Raw genomic sequence first — 17,334 nt, 5'->3', positions numbered from 1 at the left:
CTCTTTCCGATCTGAAAACCGCTATAGGTTACGAGTCTTTCTGGTTAGCTAGCAGAATTGCTAACTCGTTGGCAGGGAGTGGTTTGTTGAACAGATAACCCTGCATTTCGTTGCATTTTAGCGATCGCAATAATTCCATCTGTTCCCGCGTTTCCACTCCCTCGGCTACTACCCGCAGGTTCAGGTTATGGGCGAGCGCGATCGCGGAGATGGCGATCGCCCGATCGCCATTATTGGTATTTATGTCTTTGATGAAGGAGCGATCTATCTTCAAGACATTGATGGGAAGGCGCTTGAGATAACTTAGAGATGAATAGCCAGTACCGAAGTCATCAATTGAAAGGTTAATCCCCATATCCCTAAGTTTATGTAGCTTTTGAATATTTTCTGGGATATCCTCCATAATGATGCTTTCGGTTAGCTCCAAATCCAGGTAATGCGGATCCAGTTGCGTCTCTGTCAAAATGTCAGTCAGGCGATCGATAAAATCAGGCTGTTTAAACTGATGCGTGGAAATATTGACCCCTAAGTGTAATGTTGGCAATCCCTCTAGCTGCCAAGCGCGGCTTTGCATGCACGCGGCGCGCAATAACCAATTACCGATCGTAACGATCGAGCCTGTCTCTTCCGCTAGGGGCACAAACCGATCTGGAGATAACAGGCCGAATTCTGGATGTTGCCACCGAATGAGTGCCTCTACCCCACTAATTCGCGCGCTCGCCATGTCTACCTGCACCTGGTAGTAGACCACCAATTCATCGCGCTCGATCGCTTGGCATAAACTGTTTTCTAGCGATAGTTTTGCAAAAGCAGATTCGTTCATTTGCGGTGCGTAGAGCTGGCAGCTATTACGTCCGCTTTGCTTAGCTCGGTACATGGCTGTATCAGCATTTTTGATCAGGCTATCCACTCGATCGCCATCAAATGGATAGAGGCTAATTCCCATGCTGGCACTAACATATAGTTCGCGCCCAGCGCAGATAAAGGGTTGCTCAAATGCTTTCAGCATCTTTTGCGCTAGCCTGAAAGCAAGATCTGCGGATGCCACATTGCGCACCAACAAGATAAACTCATCTCCACCCCAACGCGACAGCATATCGTCGTCATGGAGAAATTCGCGCAAGCGATGGCATATGCCGCGCAGCAGCAGATCGCCAAAATCATGTCCCAGCGAGTCATTGATCGACTTAAAGCGATCCAGGTCGATAAAAATCACTGCCAGTTGTTCGTTGCTAGTGGCAGACTCGGCCAACGCATTTGTGAGGTAATCGCTAAAGTGCTTGCGGTTGGGTAGCCCCGTGAGCGCGTCGTGGTACGCCTGGTATTGAATAATCTCTTGAGATCGCTTGCGTTCGGTAATATCAATAACGTAGCACCTGATCAGGTTACTACCACTCAGGTAGTGAACGAACTGCTCGAAAGTTAGTCCATTTACTTCTACTTCGCGCGTAAACATCTCTCGATCTCCGTTTTGCAACTCGGTGGCGGAGGCAAGTAAGTCTTTGAGTAGAGGATGGTAAGAACCTAGTTCGTATAACTCGGGAAACTGCTTAGTAGCAGCAGGATTGAGATAGGTAATTGCGCCGGAGAAGTTGATTTCCAGGATGGGGTTAGGATTGAGTTCGGGAAAGGAGGCTAAGCGCGCTAGGGCTTCGGCATTATAGTTAGCGAAATCCGTATCGGAAATATTGACCTTGTAATTGTGCTGCGTCCCTATATAAGGCTCGTCGGCATCCGTATCGCCCGGCACGACCAATTCACTAGGATGGGAGACAACTTGATAGTAGGCTCTAGTATCGCTGCTAAATACGATTTCGTTTCCATGCGCCAATATGTGAGAAAAACAGCGCTTGCCGTCGATTAATATGCCGTTTTTACTCCGTTTCCCTTGCAGGTTACCATCAATAATCCGAAACATATGAGATGAGAGCTTTGGCACGGGTACTCTCAGCAAAATGGCGTGTTGACGAGATACCAATTGCGATCGCAGTACTATCCCATTTGTAGGATTGCGCCCTATAGAATATGTGGCTGCATCCAGTAAAAACTTGCGCTGCCCCTCTGCATCCTCAATTATCAAGTAGTGATATTGCTGTTTGACCTCAACAACTGTCGTATCCTCCCTCTGGCTCATGCAAAATCTCCTCTAGACTCGCGAGGTTAAGAAACGAGCGCGCAGACTTGCTAGTCTCCCACTAGGTAAGAACACCAATCGCTCCAACTGCCTGGATAGAGCTTGGCATTAATGCCTGCAATGTGTAAAGACAGCAGATTGACGCAGGCAGTAACACCCGAACCGCAGTAAACAACTACCTCATCCGATTTATCTGATTTATCTAATTCTAACGATATCCAGCGAGCTTGTCGATCTTTCTGGAGATATCCTTGAGGATCGGATGCGTCTTGCCAGGGATAGTTAACGGCTCCAGGAATATGCCCTGCGATCGGGTCTATTGGTTCTCGTTCGCCCCGATAGCGTTCTGCCTCGCGGGAGTCAATTAATACTACGCTGGGTAAATCTTTCCTCGCTTTGACATAGTTAATATCGACGATGCGCTCGGGGTTAGGGCGCGGCACGAACGTTCCCGATCTTGGTTCTGGCAGTTCTGTGGCGATCGCGTAATCAGCATCGATCCATGCTTTAAATCCACCATCCAAAACCGCAACGCGCTCGTGACCGAGATATGAGAGCAGCCACCATAATCTGGAGGCAAAGGCAAAACGGGAGTCATCGTAGGCAATTACCAGAGTTGGCTCAGAGCCATCTGAGGGCGATGAGTTAATCCCCATCGCCGATAATTTAGTTGCTAATAGATCGGGATCGGGCAGGGGATGGCGACCGCCATGCTTGCTAACTGGCCCCGACAGATCGAGATTTAAATCGAGGTAGTAAGCACCAGGAATATGACCGTTCTCATATTGCTGGCGACCTAGTTCGGGTTGCATCAGTGCGAATCGACAGTCCGCGATCGCAACCTGCGGATCGTCAAGATGCTCGTGCAACCACTGCACGGAAACCACAGGTCGATCGGGGCTATAGACCATAGAGCTACTTACTCCTTTAGCTAGCTATTATAGCTATATCCAATAGGCTTAGGACGGGGTGCAGGGGTTCCACCCCTGCGTGGGGGCGCAGCCCCCACACCCCCTGTCCTAACAGATCTGTCTACGGCTATAGTAGCTATTAGCTATCAACATCCCCTATCATATGTCGCCAAATTGACATTAGGCACAGGCAATGGAAGGGATAGCTAGGTTTTGGTTGTAGTTCGTTTTGCCATTATTATCGGTTTCAAGATCGCCAACATAAATACCCAAGCCAACTGCAGTTTTTACCAGCGTGTCATCTAGTTCGACAGCGCGATACTGGGCGATCGCATCGGCGATCGGGACATCTATCACTTCGCGGTTTTGCCAGGCCACCATGCGATCGAACTTCCCCTGGACGATCAGGTCAACCACACTAACCCCAAAGGCGGAGGCAATCAGGCGATCGAAGGCGGAGGGCGTACCGCCCCGTTGCAGGTGTCCCAGGCTAGTCACTCTGGTCTCAGCACCCATACACGTACTGATGCGATCGGCTAAATATTGCCCGATACCTCCATAGAGCGTCTGTCCCAAACTATTGGTAAATTTAACTGGTTCGCCCGTCTCGGTTTTAACTGCTTCTGCCACAACAATGAGGCTAAAATTGCGCCCCGTGCGCTGGCGCTCGTCAAGGGTCTGGCAAACGCGAGCAATGCTATAGGGAATTTCGGGAATTAAGATTACGTGCGCGCCGCCTGCAATTCCAGCGCTGATGGCAATATGCCCCGCATCTCTACCCATTACTTCCAGGATCATGACGCGGCTGTGGCTGGCAGCGGTGTAATTCAGCCGATCCAGTGCCTCGGTTGCCACGTTGACAGCGGTAATAAAGCCGACCGAACTTTCCGTTGCTCCCAGGTCGTTATCAATAGTCTTGGGAACGGCAACTAGATTCCAGTTACCCTGCTGAGCCAGTTTGCGCAGGATTGCCAGACTACCATCACCGCCTACGCCAATCAGCGCATCCAGCCCTAATTCGTGATAGCCGTCGATAATCTCTTGAGAGCGATCGATTACGCTACCATCGGGCATGGGAAAAGCAAATGGATTACCTTTATTTGTCGTACCGAGGATAGTGCCACCATAGCGCAGAATGCCTGAAACACGTTTGAGGTCGAGCAATTCTGCCCTTACCGGGCGGCTGAGCAGTCCGAGGGTTGAATCCTGGATGCCCATAACTTCGATGTCATAGGCTTGGGCGCGGCGTACTACGGCTCTAGTCACTGCATTAAGCCCACCGCAATCACCACCACTAGTCAAAATGCCGATCCGTTTTGGCTTACCCATGAATACCTCTTTAAAAAATCTATGGCTAATTTACGACACTAGCAAACTATAGAGGGTAAGACCTATGCGATCGCTTCTCAGGAAATTGCAGTTTGTTTTTAGGATCGGTGGCAAGATAGTCAACATGAATATGCAAAAGTTGCAAGTAGAAATATAGTTATACCAATTCTCTAAAGTAAAATTACAGATTGCTGGAGGGGCGAACGGCCGTTCGCCCGTACTTAGATTGATATGTAGTTTGATTTTGAAGAATTGGTATTACTGTATGTCAGCATCTGGGGGAGGTAGTTGATAGTCACGCTCAGTTTCTACATGTTGTATTCCTTCAATCTGGTTGAGGCGATGTACTTGCTCCGAGCTAACGGAGCCACTTATAATGCCAATACTTGGTAAAGTTTGCTCGACATCCACACCCATAGCCTGCAAGCTTTTGGCAATTTCGGAAATGCGATCGATATGGGCATCGTCAATAGAGATAGATACTTTCACCTTAGACATATTCAGTTAGATCCGTCTTGTTTACTGTTTAAATTGGTATAAAAACATGCTCGCAAATCCACTGTTTGCGAGCAAGCTGGAATTTCACTTATAGCTATAGTCAACAGGCTTAGGATGGGGTGCAGGGGTTCCACCCCTGCGTGGGGGCGCAGCCCCCACACCCTCTGTCCTCAAAGATCTGTCAGTGGCTATAAGGTAAGATTCTATAGGGGGGCTTGAACTAAACCAACACCAACATCAACGGAGGGCAGTGGTAGCCGCTGAGCATCGCGCAGTAAATATCCCCAAAGAGCGTAGCCGCTTAGTTTTGTTGCTTCAGCATAGAGAGCAGCAATCCCTGCAACATGAGGAGTAGCCATACTCGTACCGCTAATGGATCGATAGCGAGTTGACATCGGCCAGGTTGAGTAGACATCAACTCCAGGACCTGCAATATCCACTTGTCCGCCATTAGGATTAATTGAGCCATTAGAGAAAGCAGCTATTTGCAGTTGGGAATCTAGAGCAGCTACGGCCATTAGGGAGGGGGCGTTGGCCGGATAGCCTACCGGATTTGGGGGGGAGAAGCGCTTGCCAGTGCTTCGATCCATACTCTCATTCCCAGCCGCAGCGACAATCAGAGTTCCTTGACGAAGCGCGCGCTGTCCGATTTGTTCGTAAACTCGGGAGTAAGTATCTCCAGGTCTTGTTGGTGCACCTAGCGACATCGATATGACTTGACACCCATTAGTAATAGCCCAATCAATTCCCGCTAAAATACCTCCATCAGAGCCAGATCCTCTGTTGCTTAGAACTTTGCCAGCAAAGATTTCGGCATTGTAAGCAATCCCATAACGCGGTAAAGCAGACGGATTTCGTGGTCCACATGCGGTTCCAATACAATGGGTTCCGTGCCCATTTTGGTCTTGAACTGCTTCACCACTGATAAATGACTGACTGGTAATCCTGCGTCCAGCGAAATCGGGATGAGTAAGATCTAGACCAGTATCTAATACTGCCACTTTAATACCAAGACCGCTGTAAGGACTATTTACAACTTTAGTAGCTTGCAAACCCCAGGTAGCTGAGCCATTCGCAAATGCGGCAGCAGTATCTAGTTGACTTTCTGATGGAGCTGCGCGATCGACTAAATTGTCGATCGCATCTCGATATCCTTTCAAATAATCAAATGTAAGACTTGTATTTAAACTAGTTGCGATCGCATAAACAACGCGCTCTGGTTCGATCGCTAATCCCATTCCTCCTGCAACTGTAGCGGCTCCAAGCGACTGAACTTGATCGGGATCTAAAGCGACAACTGCAACTCCCAAGGTATCAAAGACGGAAGCGCCTGTACTCTCTAACTGTTCGGCAGTAAACGTACGACCCGCGAAGTCCGCAGATCTGGCAACCGCGCTAATTCCCGTGGAATCTGTAAAAGCTCTGATGCCAGAGTCGATATTTCCTTCTGGTAAAAGAATCAGGTAGCGCCCTGTTGTTTCTGGCGATGCCATTGAATTAGTCATAAAAACAAAATCCTCAAATCTCTTTAAATTTGCCTTAAATTAATATCTCTGCGGAAACAAGCAGAAGGTTGGATATGGAGCCAGCTAGCTAGTTATCGTGCAGAAACTCTCTTTGCCTTAACTTTACGATCGCTCGCTGTGAGTGTCAGCAATAAAAAGTGATAAAAAGTGAGGTGTTTAGTTGGAGAATTGTTATGTTATCTGTTTCTGGCTGCAATAGATTAGTCATTCATTTCGCCGTAAATGGCAGCAGTAGATGGTGATGACTGACGCAGATATTGGAAGATCCAGAACTTAAATAGACCGTCTAGGAATACTGGAATTGTGGCAATAAAGGCCATGACGAAAATACGGTTTTCATGGATGCCAAAGTGCTGGAATAGCGAGGTTAGCAGCGCATCCCACCCTTCACTGGAATGAAACCCGACAAAGGTATCTGTAGAAACAATAATCAGAAAGGCTTTAGCATTGTCAGTGAGGCTGTATAGCACTTCATCGATAAAATCCTTGATCACCATGATTTGCTTCTTGCCCGCCACCAGGATGATATTGAAGGCCATGACCGCTGTAAAATCCGCCAGTAGGTTTTTGACCCCCTCAAAGCTAGCATTTCTGTAAAACTTGACGATCTCGATCGCCTCACTGCGTAACTGATTATCTATTTCCGCTTGGGTGAGATTTGGAGTTTTTCCAATTAGTCTTTCAAATTCTATTCTTTGCTTAACCATAGCAAAGCGTTTGAGGGCTTCTTCGTCAAATTCAGGATTTAATTGAATTTCGGAAGGTTTCTGCGCAGTCCAGTAGTCAACGATTGGGCTGTAAATCAGATTTTTAGAAACTATTTGTACGGCAATAGTTGCCAGTACCAAAATTACGCAATATCTAATGGCAGCATTGGTGCGACGGCGCGATTGTCTTAATTCGTCAACTACATCCTTTTCATAGGAGCTATACGAGCGGGTAAGGTTGCGTCTGACGCGATCGAAGGCACGGGTAAAGGATCCAGGTAAAATACTCTTCTCAATAGGAGTGACGCGGCTATGTTCTTCTTTTTTATCTGAATGCGGAAATAGGACAAATTTATGTTTATCCTGTGGTTCTAGTGCCTCAACGTCGAGTAGTTGAATCGTATCTGGTTGAGTCGCCACACCTTGAGCTGGTTTAGCTCGATATCTCGATAAAATAAAGTCAATAAAAGCCAGCTTTTGCGTAATGGAAGGATTAGTATCTGAAATGTTTGGATTGCCAAGCGGTCTGACAATCGGCTCCACAGGATTAGGCGGTAAAAGGTAAGGAACCCTGGCACTCAGTTTATATTCTGCCAGCCTGGTGTCAATAGTCCTGAGATGCTTTTGCAATTGGATATTGAAAAGGCTAAATGTATTGTCGCTGTATCCTGAATTCTCTGATATAGGGTTACCACCAAAATACTCGTCTTCGATCCTCTTAATGTTCGTAGCCGCTTGATAGGCTTCATTAATAGCTCTTTCTGGGGTTTTTTTAAACCATTGAGTTGCCCTAGTTAGGATCGCCTGCAGTGGATTGTTAAAACTTGAAGTCATTCCGCGCCTTAGTATGCAGAAATAGGTATTGCCAACTTAAACAGTCGAGGTTGCGGATGGCAGTGCGGGCGGGTTGCTCCACGCGGAGGCTGCCCCTTCACTCCATACAAGTTGTCCTCGTTGCTTTTTAAATTGGTGTGAGTTTGCGATCGCATAGATTAAATCATAGTGCTTCGTCAATAACACATATGATTGTGTCCTATTCTACAAATATCTTAGGATTCCTATAGGCTAAGCCAAATTGCTTAATGAAGTTGTAACGTGGAGTTTTAAGCCGGATGCAGGTGGAATTATATGCTGTCAATGCCGAGGCTACTCAAACAATTGCCGAGGTACTGGCTCAGTTGCTAGAACCGGGCGCGATCTTGTTGCTCAAGGGTAACTTAGGCAGTGGCAAAACTACGTTTGTGCAGGGGTTAGGTCGAGGGTTAAATATTAAAGCTGGGATTACTAGCCCCACATTTACCCTGATTGATGAATACCACTGCGGGCGGCTACCCCTCTACCACATCGATCTCTATCGGCTGGAAAGCTCGCAGGTAGGTTCGTTGCACTTGCAGGAGTATTGGCGTGGCGCAGATTTTCCGTTGGGGGTAGTAGCGATCGAGTGGGCGGAAAGGTTGCCTACATCACTGCAAGATTACCTGCAAATCGAGCCTATCCCCCTATCTATTGATACGGACGAGCGTAAAATTAAATTTTCAGCTCGGGGCGAGGCGCATACTAAATTGCTTGAGAAATTGGCTGATGCTGCCACCAGTCGAGGATGGCAGCCCCGATCGCAACCCGGATAGTCTCTAAACGAAACGAATGGGCTTCTTGTATATAACTCTTTTGGGCGGTTTAATTGTTTGAGGAGCCGAGGGTAGAGCATAGTATTTGAGCCGAGCTAGAGCGCTACTGGCAGCTTTGACCAACTTGCTGGACGGATCGTGCAGAGCTGCTGTCAGTATTGGTATGGCTCGATCGGACTTAAGGTGCCCGAGGGCAACGATCGCTTGGTAGCGGATCTCCAGGTGGCGATCGCGGCTAAGCTGCTCTAAAACTGGTATAACCTGTGGCTCGTAGGCATGCAGATTGTGGATGGCAGCAATTTGCCCCAATGCTTTTGCCACATCCGCGCGCACGTTAGGGCTGGGATGATTGACATATGGCAATAGCTGGGGAATGTAAGTAGGGCTGGCAACCTGCCCCCATGCAGCAATTTTGTCTTTTAAAGGTTGTCTAAAAGGTTGATTTGGCACTGTAGCAAGTTGTTGCTGGGTAGAAGCGGCAACCCAATCGGGTGCGATCGGTGGCTCGTCAAAGATTTGCGTGACCAGCGGCGGTTCCGCTTGGATTTGTGTGGGTAGTGGCAATGAGGGTTCGGTAATTTGGGCAGGAGCGGGAGGCACCTCAGATAAACCGATCGATTCCGTTGACGCGCTGGCAATTTCTGGCTTGCCAATCGGCTCGACTACAGGCTCAGTAAGTGGCTCGTCAATTGTCTCGTTGACGATCGCTTCGTCGCTCGTTGGCTCAGTAAGTGGCTCGATAATTGCCTCGTCGACGATCGCTTCGTTAAAGATCGCTTCGTCGATTGTTGTCTCGTTGACGATCGTCTCGTCCATCGTTGGCTCGATTACTGGCTCAATTACTGGCTCGCTCGAAACTTCTGGCGATCGCGATGCAGGCACAAACTGCTCGGTCGGTGCGATCGCTGACTCGGTTGCCGCTTGCATAATGGTTGGGGATAACCCCTTATCTGCAATGGGAGGGGGAGTCAGTCGATCGACAGTATTTGAGCTACTTGAGCTACGGGAAGCAAAGTTCTGCCTCTCAGTAGTTTCGATTACTTTGCGCAAAGCTCTTTTATGGTCGATTTTGAGTTGCTTGATGCGGTCTTCTTGCCACCAGAACATTAGACCTGCACCAACGACAGCACCTACCAACAGCAGTAAGATTTCTAACCCGCTCATAGCAAGACTCCCAATTCAACAATTTCCTATTCTCTGACGAAAATAGCACTTACACGTCATTTCTGCTGCCAAGTTATTGCGATAAACAGATTATTTAAAACAGGGTGGGGGGCTGTACCCCACGCAGGGGTTCCACCCTGCACCTCGTTATGACTGTTAGCTATTGCTGTAAAATATTAAGTAAGATTAAGAAAATTTAAGTATTGGCAAAACGATTTTATGAAAGCATTTGTCGCAGGTGCAACGGGCGGTACAGGTCGTCACATCGTCGCCGAACTTATAAAGCGCGGTATCCCTGTCAGAGCAATGGTGCGCGATCTTAAGACGGCACAGGCAATTCTGCCTCCAGAAGCCGAATTGGTAGTAGGCAATGTATTGCAAAAAGCAGCGATTGAGGAGGCGATCGCTGACTGTAATGTCATCCTTTGTGCCACTGGTGCCAGACCGAGCCTCGATCCTTTTGGCCCCTTGCAGGTGGATTATTTGGGAACGAAGAACCTGATCGACGTTGCCAAAGCCAAGCAGATCGAGCATTTTGTTATAGTTACCTCGCTTTGTACTTCCTTGTTCTTCCATCCGCTTAATTTATTCTGGCTGGTGTTGTTTTGGAAGAAACAGGCGGAAAAATATCTCAAAGCCAGCGGTTTGACCTACACGATCGTCCGCCCTGGTGGTTTAAAGAATGAAGATTCAGGCGGAGCAGTAGTAATGTCAGCGGCTGATACGCTGTTTGAAGGTAGTATTCCACGCATTAAGGTGGCTCAGATCTGCGTTGATGCCCTAACCCAACCGGATGCGCGCAATAAGGTGGTAGAAATTGTTGCCAAGTCTGGTTTGGAAGAGCAGACTAGCGATCGCCTATTTGCCAGCGTAGCCTAGTATAGCTATAGCCAATAGGCTTAGAACGAGGTGCAGGGGTGGAACCCCTGCGTGGGGGCATAGCCCCCACACCCCCTGTCCTAACAGATCTGTCTACGGCTATATGTCGTCAGAAATTGCGGGATAGTGAAACTATCCCGCAATTTCTATGTTTTAGGGCTGCTAGCGGGGTGTCAGGAAGTTCTGAATCACATACCTGCCAAGATTTCTGCCTGCCATCAGACCATCGCGATTGTCAGACATCCAGTGCACGCCACCATAGATGCGACTCATGCCAGCTTCTTCTGCAGCCTCTTTAAAGTTACGGAAAGTGCGCGGCGCAAGATTTAAGGATGGGTCAGCATTGGTAGTAAACCCTGTATTGCGACCAAAGACGCTGGTTAGTACTATCTCTGCTGCACCGCCGAACGTACTGTGTCCCGATACATACGAGGGCGAAGATGGTGTTTTGAGTAACGGTGTCCAGTTTGGATCTGGAATTGTTCTGGCGTTGTCGTCCTTGTCAGCAGCACGGATAGCAGTAATCGGTCGCCAGCGGCTAAACGTGTATTTCTGATCGGCATCAATAATACTGGCATCGGCTAGCGCAATATTTAACAATGCAAACAAACGAGCGTTTTGCAGGAGCGTGTTACCTCGTTGGACAGCGAGATCGGCTGCAATTTGATTCCATCGTCCTGGAGGCGTGACTGTTCCAGATTCATCAAGCCAGAACTTGGCAATTACAGTTTGATCTGGCGTACGCACTTTACTGTCTTTGCTACCAATGTCTTTAGTAATCCGATATTCCTGAAGGTACTCAGGGCTAATCAAACTTGGAACGTTAGCAATGCGAAATTGAGAGCTACTGCTCATGCTAAATGGTTTAACATTTTTCCATTGCGGCATGGAAGCTGGTTTGAGATCCGGTGGAATTGGTTGCCAGAAGCCAACTTGCTCTCTGGGTTTATATTCTACTTTGGCATCTACGCCATCATCTTTACGCAGTGCCAGGATCCGATCTGCAACAGATTCGCCCAGTTTGATGCCATCAGTTTGAGGTCGGCTAATTGAGACTTTGGGTTCGGCAATGGGACTTTTGCCGCTAAATAGATCGGCAGGATTGATTGATAACCCAATAGATACTGAGTTATTGTTGGCAGTGGGTTGACTGCTCGCAAGTGCGGTGAGAGCTTCGGCTTTGGCAGCATCGAGCTTGGCTACCTGCTTCGGATATAGAGCAGTCAGTACGCGGTGGGCAGCAGCGATCGCGGCAGCCTCTTCGGATGTACCATCTGGAGCTTCGATATTGACTTGATAAACTTTATATTTTTTAGAGATAGCATTGACGGCATCGTACATAGCAGTATGCAAAAGGGCGAGATTCCTTGCCGCCATTTGAGGAGATGTCTTCTCAGTCTGAATCATCTCTAATGCTAGCTTGTTCCATTTGAGAATGACATCCTGGTTTTTTGTAGCAGGCGCGGTGGATTGAGCAATGGCTTGAGTGCGGGCATCAATCGATTGTCCCGTCAATGCTGAATTCACCAACGGCTCCGTCGCAATTGCCATCAGCCCTGCAACTACACCAATTGCTAATTGCCCGTATGCTCCCTTTTTGAAATTCGCAGTATAGCAGCAGGCATCTCTGTTAGTGCGGGAGGTATGGAGGCTGTGCCCCCATACAGGGATTCCACCCCTGTATCCCGTCCCCAGCCTGTTGGCTATAGTTATATTTAAATGTGGTTTCATCTGTTTTTTGGTATAACAACATTACAGGCAATGATACCTATTAAAACAATTTACCGCAAGCGATGTTGATTCTAAGTGGATGTTTGGAAAGGTTCCCAAATTTCTATATTAGCCTCCCTAGGTTTCCTGAAACTTGCGAGCTTAGGGAAACACGGCAAAATACGAACAACTTCTCAAATAGACTCTAATAAAGTGGGAAAGATATCAAATCCCCATCCATAGATTTATCTTCAAGACTTTCTATTCGATTCTAATTGACTGGCAAATTTCTTTTGTGGGTTGGGTTGAACATCGTGAAATCGAACAACATCAGCGGTCTTGAAGCCCGCCTGCGCGGACTTTGCTCGTGCAGCCGCGACTTCAGTCGCCAGGCAATATTAGGGATAATTAACGCAGATTTGTGATGACGCAACAATTGTCATAATAAAAAGGGGTAGGAGGTATTCCTGCCCCAAATATTAGGAGTTATGACTAGAAGTGCTGTTGGGCTTGCATAATTGCTCGTCCACTACACTGCCATTATGCTAAGCGCTCAAATTCCATGCGTGGGTGATCCTGCTCACTGCTAACCTGCGATCTCGATCGCTAATACCCCAAACCTCCCCCACCCAAAATTTATCTACCTGTAAAGCTATACCAGTTATCCCGCTTAAAGGTTAAGATCGAGACTTAGACTTAACAAATAGTTTGAATTTTATTTATGGTTGCGGAGTTCTATGCTTCTGAGTCGACTTCTATTGCCGTGCCATCGCGCTCTATACCGATCGCGCATTATTTGCGCCAACCGCAACGAGTGGTAAATGCCGTAACTGAAAAGTCCAGGGTAGAGTTAATCAAGCATAGCACTACGGATGGTCATAGCATTTTCCGCCTCAAAATGCAGCCGCTTGGCTTTCTCCAGGTTACTATTCAGCCTACGGTTGACCTGGATGTTTGGGCAGATCCCGACGGTACCGTCCACATGCGTTCCATGCGCACGCAAATTCGCGGCACCGACTGGATCGATCGCAGGTTTGCCCTTAAGCTAGCAGGCAAGATCGCACCTCAAGTCGATCGCCACAGTCGCACCAGGTTAGTTGGCAGGGTCGAGTTAAAAGTTAATGTCGAGCTACCACCTATTTTCTTCATGACTCCCGCAGTAGTTTTGGAAGCTACGGGGAATAGCTTGCTCAGAAGCGTTTTACTCACCATGAAGAGGCGTTTAGTCCAACGTCTTGTTGCCGACTATTTAGACTGGGCGAAAAACGGTTACGACCTCGCAGCAACTAAAGGCTCGGCGATCGAAATCATCTAAGTGCCTCTTCTAGTCAAGACGATCGATCTCTACAGGTTCCAGAATATCAGCAGGTTCAAAGCCGAAAATACGAGAGTAGAAATAAAATTCACCGTCAAGAGCGCGTTTGATATTTTCGGCTTTGCGAAAACCATGTTGCTCTCCTGCAAATGCCACGTATGCTACGGGCAATCCCTTCGTTCTCAAGGCATCGACCATCATCTCAGCTTGATTGGGCGGCACTACTCTATCCTCCAGTCCCTGAAAGAAGATTACCGGACAGGATAGTTGCTCGGTGAAGTGGATGGGCGATCGCGCCACATATAAATCCTTTCTCTCTGGATATGCGCCAATTAGACCGTCCAAATAACGCGCCTCAAATTTGTGAGTGTCGCTAGCTAAAGCCTCTAGATCGCTGACTCCATAGTAGCTAGCTCCTGCTTTAAAGATATCCTTAAACGTGAGGGCACAGAGCGTGGTATAGCCTCCGGCACTGCCACCTGAGATGGCTAAACGGTTCCCATCTACCAGTCCCCTGTCCGCTAGATATTTCGCCCCATTCGCGCAATCGTCAACGTCAACTATGCCCCAGTTATTATGCAGTCGTTGTCGATAGGCGCGGCCATAACCAGTACTACCGCCGTAGTTCACATCCAAAATCGCAAAGCCTCTACTTGTCCAATATTGGGTACGGAGGCTGAACGAACTCGATGCGGCTGCCGTGGGGCCGCCATGACTTTTTACCAGTAAAGGTGGTTTCTCATGGTTAGGCGCGACGAAGTCGCCGTTGGTGGGCGGATAGAAAAAGGCATAGGCAGTCTGACCGTTTTCAGTGGGAAATTCAATAGTTTGCGGGATGGATAAATATGCTTTATCTACTTGTAATTCCGTTGAGGAGCGCAATACTTCTATACGATCGCTGTTTAGATCCAGTTGCACGATCGCTGTCGGTTCCGTGGGCGAGCCAGCAATAAAGACAGCGCGATCGCCATGAGCTTGCAGCGATGAGATATCCGTGTAGGGTGTGGGGATTGGAGTTAATACCGATTGTCCAGATCCTGACGTATCTAAGGTAGCCAGTTGCCATTCGCCATTGCGATTGTAGGCACAGATAATCCGATCGCTCGACAGGAAAGCATAGGTGGACATGCCAAATACCCACTGCGGCATCCCAAATTCTGCCTCCATCTTGCATAGCGGCTCGATGCGATCGCCGTGCCAGCGATAGAGATTCCACCAACCACTGCGATCGCTGACAAAATGCAACACGCCATGCGGCGACCATTGTGGTTGAAAGATCGATTCCTCCATTCCACCTGCCACTAGCTGACAGTTGTGTAGTTCTGTCTCTGCTAGATCGGCAACCCATAATTCCGTACCATCCCAAGGCATATTGGGATGATTCCAACTCAACCAGGCCAGTTTGGTGCCATCGGCATTGAGTTGCGGCGCAGCATAGAAATCCGCACCCCTCGCCAAAACTTTCACATCTTCACCATTGAGAACATTAATACTAACTAGAGTATTAATCGGTTCGCAGTTGGGGTCTTGCTGTTCTTCGCGCACGTAAATCAAGCGATTGCGAACGCGATCGAATACCCCATCAGCATAGCGAAATGCGCCTGCACTCGTTAAGGCAGTGGGTTCGTTATTGGGATTTACTTGCAACCACTGGCAATAGATGCGCTGGTCGGCAAAATTAGCAAAGTAAACTTTGCCATCTACAACCAGGAACGAACCACCACCGTATTCATGGACGCGACTACGGGCATTATAGGGCAGAGGCAGCACGTCTGCGGTTTGTCCGTGCGCGTAGCGGACGATCGCGTTCCTGCCACCTTCAGATGGACGACTTTCACTCCAGTAAATTTCTGTGCCGACGAGAGCCACCTGTCCGAGACCGATACTGGTGGAGACAATTAACTCCGACGTAATTGGCGATTTCCACGCACCATAGGGTGCTACTTTCTTTGCATCTATTCCCATTCGATCGTGCCGGGTGGTTTGGACGTAATATCTAGAACGACGCGATTGACACCTTTGACTTCGTTGACGATGCGATTGGAGATAATTTCGAGCAGATCGTAGGGCACTCGCGCCCAGTCGGCAGTCATCCCATCTTCGCTCGTGACCAGGCGCAACACGACTGGATAGGCATAGGTACGCTGATCGCCCATTACCCCCACGCTTCTAATTGTGGGTAGGAGGACGGCAAATGCTTGCCACAGGCGATCGTAGGTGCCGCTGCGATTAATTTCCTGGCGCACGATTAAATCCGCATCTCGCAAAATTTCCAGGCGATCGGGTGTGATTTCGCCAATGATGCGAATTGCCAAGCCTGGGCCTGGGAATGGTTGACGCTTCACGATTTCTTCTGGTAGCCCCAGTGCCGAACCAACTTTGCGCACTTCATCTTTAAATAGCTTGCGGAGCGGTTCGATCAGGGTAAAGCGCAGGTTGGGCGGTAGACCGCCGACATTGTGGTGGCTTTTAATTTTGACGGCAATGCGCTTACCCGTAGCGGGGTCGATATTGGTATCGGCGGATTCGATCACGTCAGGATAAAGCGTACCCTGGGCGAGAAAATCAAATGGTCCCAGTCGCTGAGATTCCTCTTCAAACACGCGAATAAATTCATGTCCGATGCGCTTTCGTTTTTCTTCCGGCTCGGTAATGCCTTTTACTTCGGCGATGAAGCGATCGCTAGCATTGATATATTCGACGGGGATGTGAAATTGTTCTTGGAAAAGCTTGAGCAGGCGTTCCGGCTCGTGTTTGCGCATGAAACCTTGATCGATAAACATGCAGGTAAGCTGCTCTCCAATCGCCTTATGTAACAAAAACGCCAGGGTAGAAGAGTCCACACCACCGGACAACGCCAGCAGGACTCTTTTATGTCCCACCTGCGCCCGCACCTCGCGGATCGCTTCTTCGATAAACGTGTCGGTCGTCCAGGTCGGCTCGCACTCGCAGATGTGGTAGACAAAGTTGCGAATCAAGGCAATACCGCCAATAGAGTGAACTACCTCGGGGTGAAATTGCACGCCATAGATGCGTCGTAACGGATCGGCGATGGCGGCGCAGGGGGTATTCGCGGTATGCGCTAAGGTGGAGAAGCCCGATGGTGTCCTCAAGACAGAGTCACCGTGACTCATCCACATGGTCGTGCCATCCTCTACGTTAGTGAGCAGATCCGTAGGGTCGTCGATAATCAGTTCGGCTTTGCCGTACTCGCCATGCTCGGCACGTTCTACTACGCCCCCCAGTTGCTTCACCATCAGTTGCATCCCATAGCAAACGCCCAGGATAGGAATGCCTAGATCGAAGATAGCCGGGTGACAAGTGGGAGCACCCTCATCGTAGACGGAATTAGGCCCGCCAGAGAGGATAATGCCTTTGGGATTGAGCTGGACAATGTGCTCGATCTCCGTGTAATAGGGCAATACCTCGGAATAAACCTTGGTCTCGCGAATGCGCCTAGCAATCAGTTCAGAGTACTGGGAGCCAAAGTCAAGAATAGCGATCGTGGGACGATTCCCAGGGGCAGACATATT

Annotated in this window: 13 protein-coding genes; 3 read left to right on the top strand and 10 right to left on the bottom strand. The window is 48.6% G+C overall.

Annotated features, from left to right (window positions below; genetic code table 11):
- Window positions 1-28: 28 nt before the first annotated feature.
- The 6 genes from PSE6802_RS0108605 to PSE6802_RS0108575 form a co-directional block, all read right to left on the bottom strand.
- Window positions 29-2,134, bottom strand: coding sequence for an EAL domain-containing protein (locus PSE6802_RS0108605; RefSeq protein WP_019499649.1), 2,106 nt, complete (start codon window positions 2,132-2,134; stop codon window positions 29-31).
- 50 nt (window positions 2,135-2,184) lie between these two features.
- Window positions 2,185-3,045, bottom strand: a complete 861-nt coding sequence (locus PSE6802_RS0108600; RefSeq protein WP_019499648.1) for a sulfurtransferase — start codon at window positions 3,043-3,045, stop codon at window positions 2,185-2,187.
- A 180-nt stretch (window positions 3,046-3,225) separates the two neighbouring features.
- Entirely contained in the window at window positions 3,226-4,374 is a 1,149-nt protein-coding gene (locus tag PSE6802_RS0108595) for an ATP-dependent 6-phosphofructokinase (protein ID WP_019499647.1), read from the bottom strand.
- Window positions 4,375-4,632: 258 nt separating this feature from the next.
- Window positions 4,633-4,872: a hypothetical protein gene (locus PSE6802_RS0108585; RefSeq protein WP_019499645.1), complete on the bottom strand. Its 240-nt coding sequence runs from the start codon at window positions 4,870-4,872 to the stop codon at window positions 4,633-4,635.
- A 203-nt stretch (window positions 4,873-5,075) separates the two neighbouring features.
- Window positions 5,076-6,377 (bottom strand): S8 family peptidase, encoded by a 1,302-nt coding sequence (locus tag PSE6802_RS0108580; RefSeq protein WP_026103169.1) that lies wholly within the window; start codon window positions 6,375-6,377, stop codon window positions 5,076-5,078.
- Between the two features lie 221 nt (window positions 6,378-6,598).
- Entirely contained in the window at window positions 6,599-7,939 is a 1,341-nt protein-coding gene (locus tag PSE6802_RS0108575; protein WP_019499643.1) for a hypothetical protein, read from the bottom strand.
- A 278-nt stretch (window positions 7,940-8,217) separates the two neighbouring features.
- On the opposite strand from PSE6802_RS0108575, the gene tsaE reads away from it, so the two are divergent.
- Entirely contained in the window at window positions 8,218-8,733 is a 516-nt protein-coding gene (tsaE, locus tag PSE6802_RS28240; RefSeq protein WP_019499642.1) for a tRNA (adenosine(37)-N6)-threonylcarbamoyltransferase complex ATPase subunit type 1 TsaE, read from the top strand.
- 3 nt (window positions 8,734-8,736) lie between these two features.
- On the opposite strand, the gene PSE6802_RS0108565 is transcribed toward tsaE, so the two are convergent.
- Window positions 8,737-9,897 carry a HEAT repeat domain-containing protein gene (locus PSE6802_RS0108565; protein WP_019499641.1) on the bottom strand — a complete coding sequence of 387 codons (1,161 nt, stop codon included), beginning with the start codon at window positions 9,895-9,897 and terminating at the stop codon, window positions 8,737-8,739.
- A gap of 219 nt (window positions 9,898-10,116) precedes the next feature.
- Here PSE6802_RS0108565 and PSE6802_RS0108560 point away from each other — a divergent pair, with 219 nt between their 5' ends.
- Window positions 10,117-10,776, top strand: a complete 660-nt coding sequence (locus PSE6802_RS0108560) for an SDR family oxidoreductase (RefSeq protein WP_019499640.1) — start codon at window positions 10,117-10,119, stop codon at window positions 10,774-10,776.
- 162 nt (window positions 10,777-10,938) lie between these two features.
- Here the strand turns inward: PSE6802_RS0108560 and PSE6802_RS30885 are convergent, their stop codons facing one another.
- Entirely contained in the window at window positions 10,939-12,507 is a 1,569-nt protein-coding gene (locus PSE6802_RS30885; RefSeq protein ID WP_156815469.1) for a vanadium-dependent haloperoxidase, read from the bottom strand.
- 700 nt (window positions 12,508-13,207) lie between these two features.
- Here PSE6802_RS30885 and PSE6802_RS0108550 point away from each other — a divergent pair.
- Entirely contained in the window at window positions 13,208-13,801 is a 594-nt protein-coding gene (locus PSE6802_RS0108550) for a DUF1997 domain-containing protein (RefSeq protein ID WP_019499638.1), read from the top strand.
- A 9-nt stretch (window positions 13,802-13,810) separates the two neighbouring features.
- Here the strand turns inward: PSE6802_RS0108550 and PSE6802_RS0108545 are convergent, their stop codons facing one another.
- Both PSE6802_RS0108545 and guaA read right to left on the bottom strand, forming a co-directional pair.
- Window positions 13,811-15,766, bottom strand: a complete 1,956-nt coding sequence (locus PSE6802_RS0108545) for a S9 family peptidase (protein ID WP_019499637.1) — start codon at window positions 15,764-15,766, stop codon at window positions 13,811-13,813.
- Window positions 15,757-17,331 carry a glutamine-hydrolyzing GMP synthase gene (gene guaA / locus PSE6802_RS0108540; RefSeq protein WP_019499636.1) on the bottom strand — a complete coding sequence of 525 codons (1,575 nt, stop codon included), beginning with the start codon at window positions 17,329-17,331 and terminating at the stop codon, window positions 15,757-15,759. Before guaA ends, PSE6802_RS0108545 begins: the two co-directional genes overlap by 10 nt.
- Window positions 17,332-17,334: the final 3 nt, after the last annotated feature.

Source organism: Pseudanabaena sp. PCC 6802, assembly GCF_000332175.1.
Taxonomy (GTDB): domain Bacteria; phylum Cyanobacteriota; class Cyanobacteriia; order Pseudanabaenales; family Pseudanabaenaceae; genus PCC-6802.
Note: the sequence above shows the minus strand (reverse complement) of the source record. Positions and strands in the feature narration are given on the sequence as shown.

Bases quoted from the DNA above. Each gene is read 5' to 3' on its own strand.
- PSE6802_RS30885 (WP_156815469.1), bottom strand. From the start codon at position 12,507: ATGAAACCACATTTAAATATAACTATAGCCAACAGGCTGGGGACGGGA.
- PSE6802_RS0108575 (WP_019499643.1), bottom strand. From the start codon at position 7,939: ATGACTTCAAGTTTTAACAATCCACTGCAGGCGATCCTAACTAGGGCA.
- guaA (WP_019499636.1), bottom strand. From the start codon at position 17,331: ATGTCTGCCCCTGGGAATCGTCCCACGATCGCTATTCTTGACTTTGGC.
- PSE6802_RS0108595 (WP_019499647.1), bottom strand. From the start codon at position 4,374: ATGGGTAAGCCAAAACGGATCGGCATTTTGACTAGTGGTGGTGATTGC.
- PSE6802_RS0108550 (WP_019499638.1), top strand. From the start codon at position 13,208: ATGGTTGCGGAGTTCTATGCTTCTGAGTCGACTTCTATTGCCGTGCCA.
- PSE6802_RS0108600 (WP_019499648.1), bottom strand. From the start codon at position 3,045: ATGGTCTATAGCCCCGATCGACCTGTGGTTTCCGTGCAGTGGTTGCAC.
- PSE6802_RS0108560 (WP_019499640.1), top strand. From the start codon at position 10,117: ATGAAAGCATTTGTCGCAGGTGCAACGGGCGGTACAGGTCGTCACATC.
- PSE6802_RS0108605 (WP_019499649.1), bottom strand. From the start codon at position 2,134: ATGAGCCAGAGGGAGGATACGACAGTTGTTGAGGTCAAACAGCAATAT.
- PSE6802_RS0108545 (WP_019499637.1), bottom strand. From the start codon at position 15,766: ATGGGAATAGATGCAAAGAAAGTAGCACCCTATGGTGCGTGGAAATCG.
- PSE6802_RS0108565 (WP_019499641.1), bottom strand. From the start codon at position 9,897: ATGAGCGGGTTAGAAATCTTACTGCTGTTGGTAGGTGCTGTCGTTGGT.
- PSE6802_RS0108580 (WP_026103169.1), bottom strand. From the start codon at position 6,377: ATGACTAATTCAATGGCATCGCCAGAAACAACAGGGCGCTACCTGATT.
- PSE6802_RS0108585 (WP_019499645.1), bottom strand. From the start codon at position 4,872: ATGTCTAAGGTGAAAGTATCTATCTCTATTGACGATGCCCATATCGAT.
- tsaE (WP_019499642.1), top strand. From the start codon at position 8,218: ATGCAGGTGGAATTATATGCTGTCAATGCCGAGGCTACTCAAACAATT.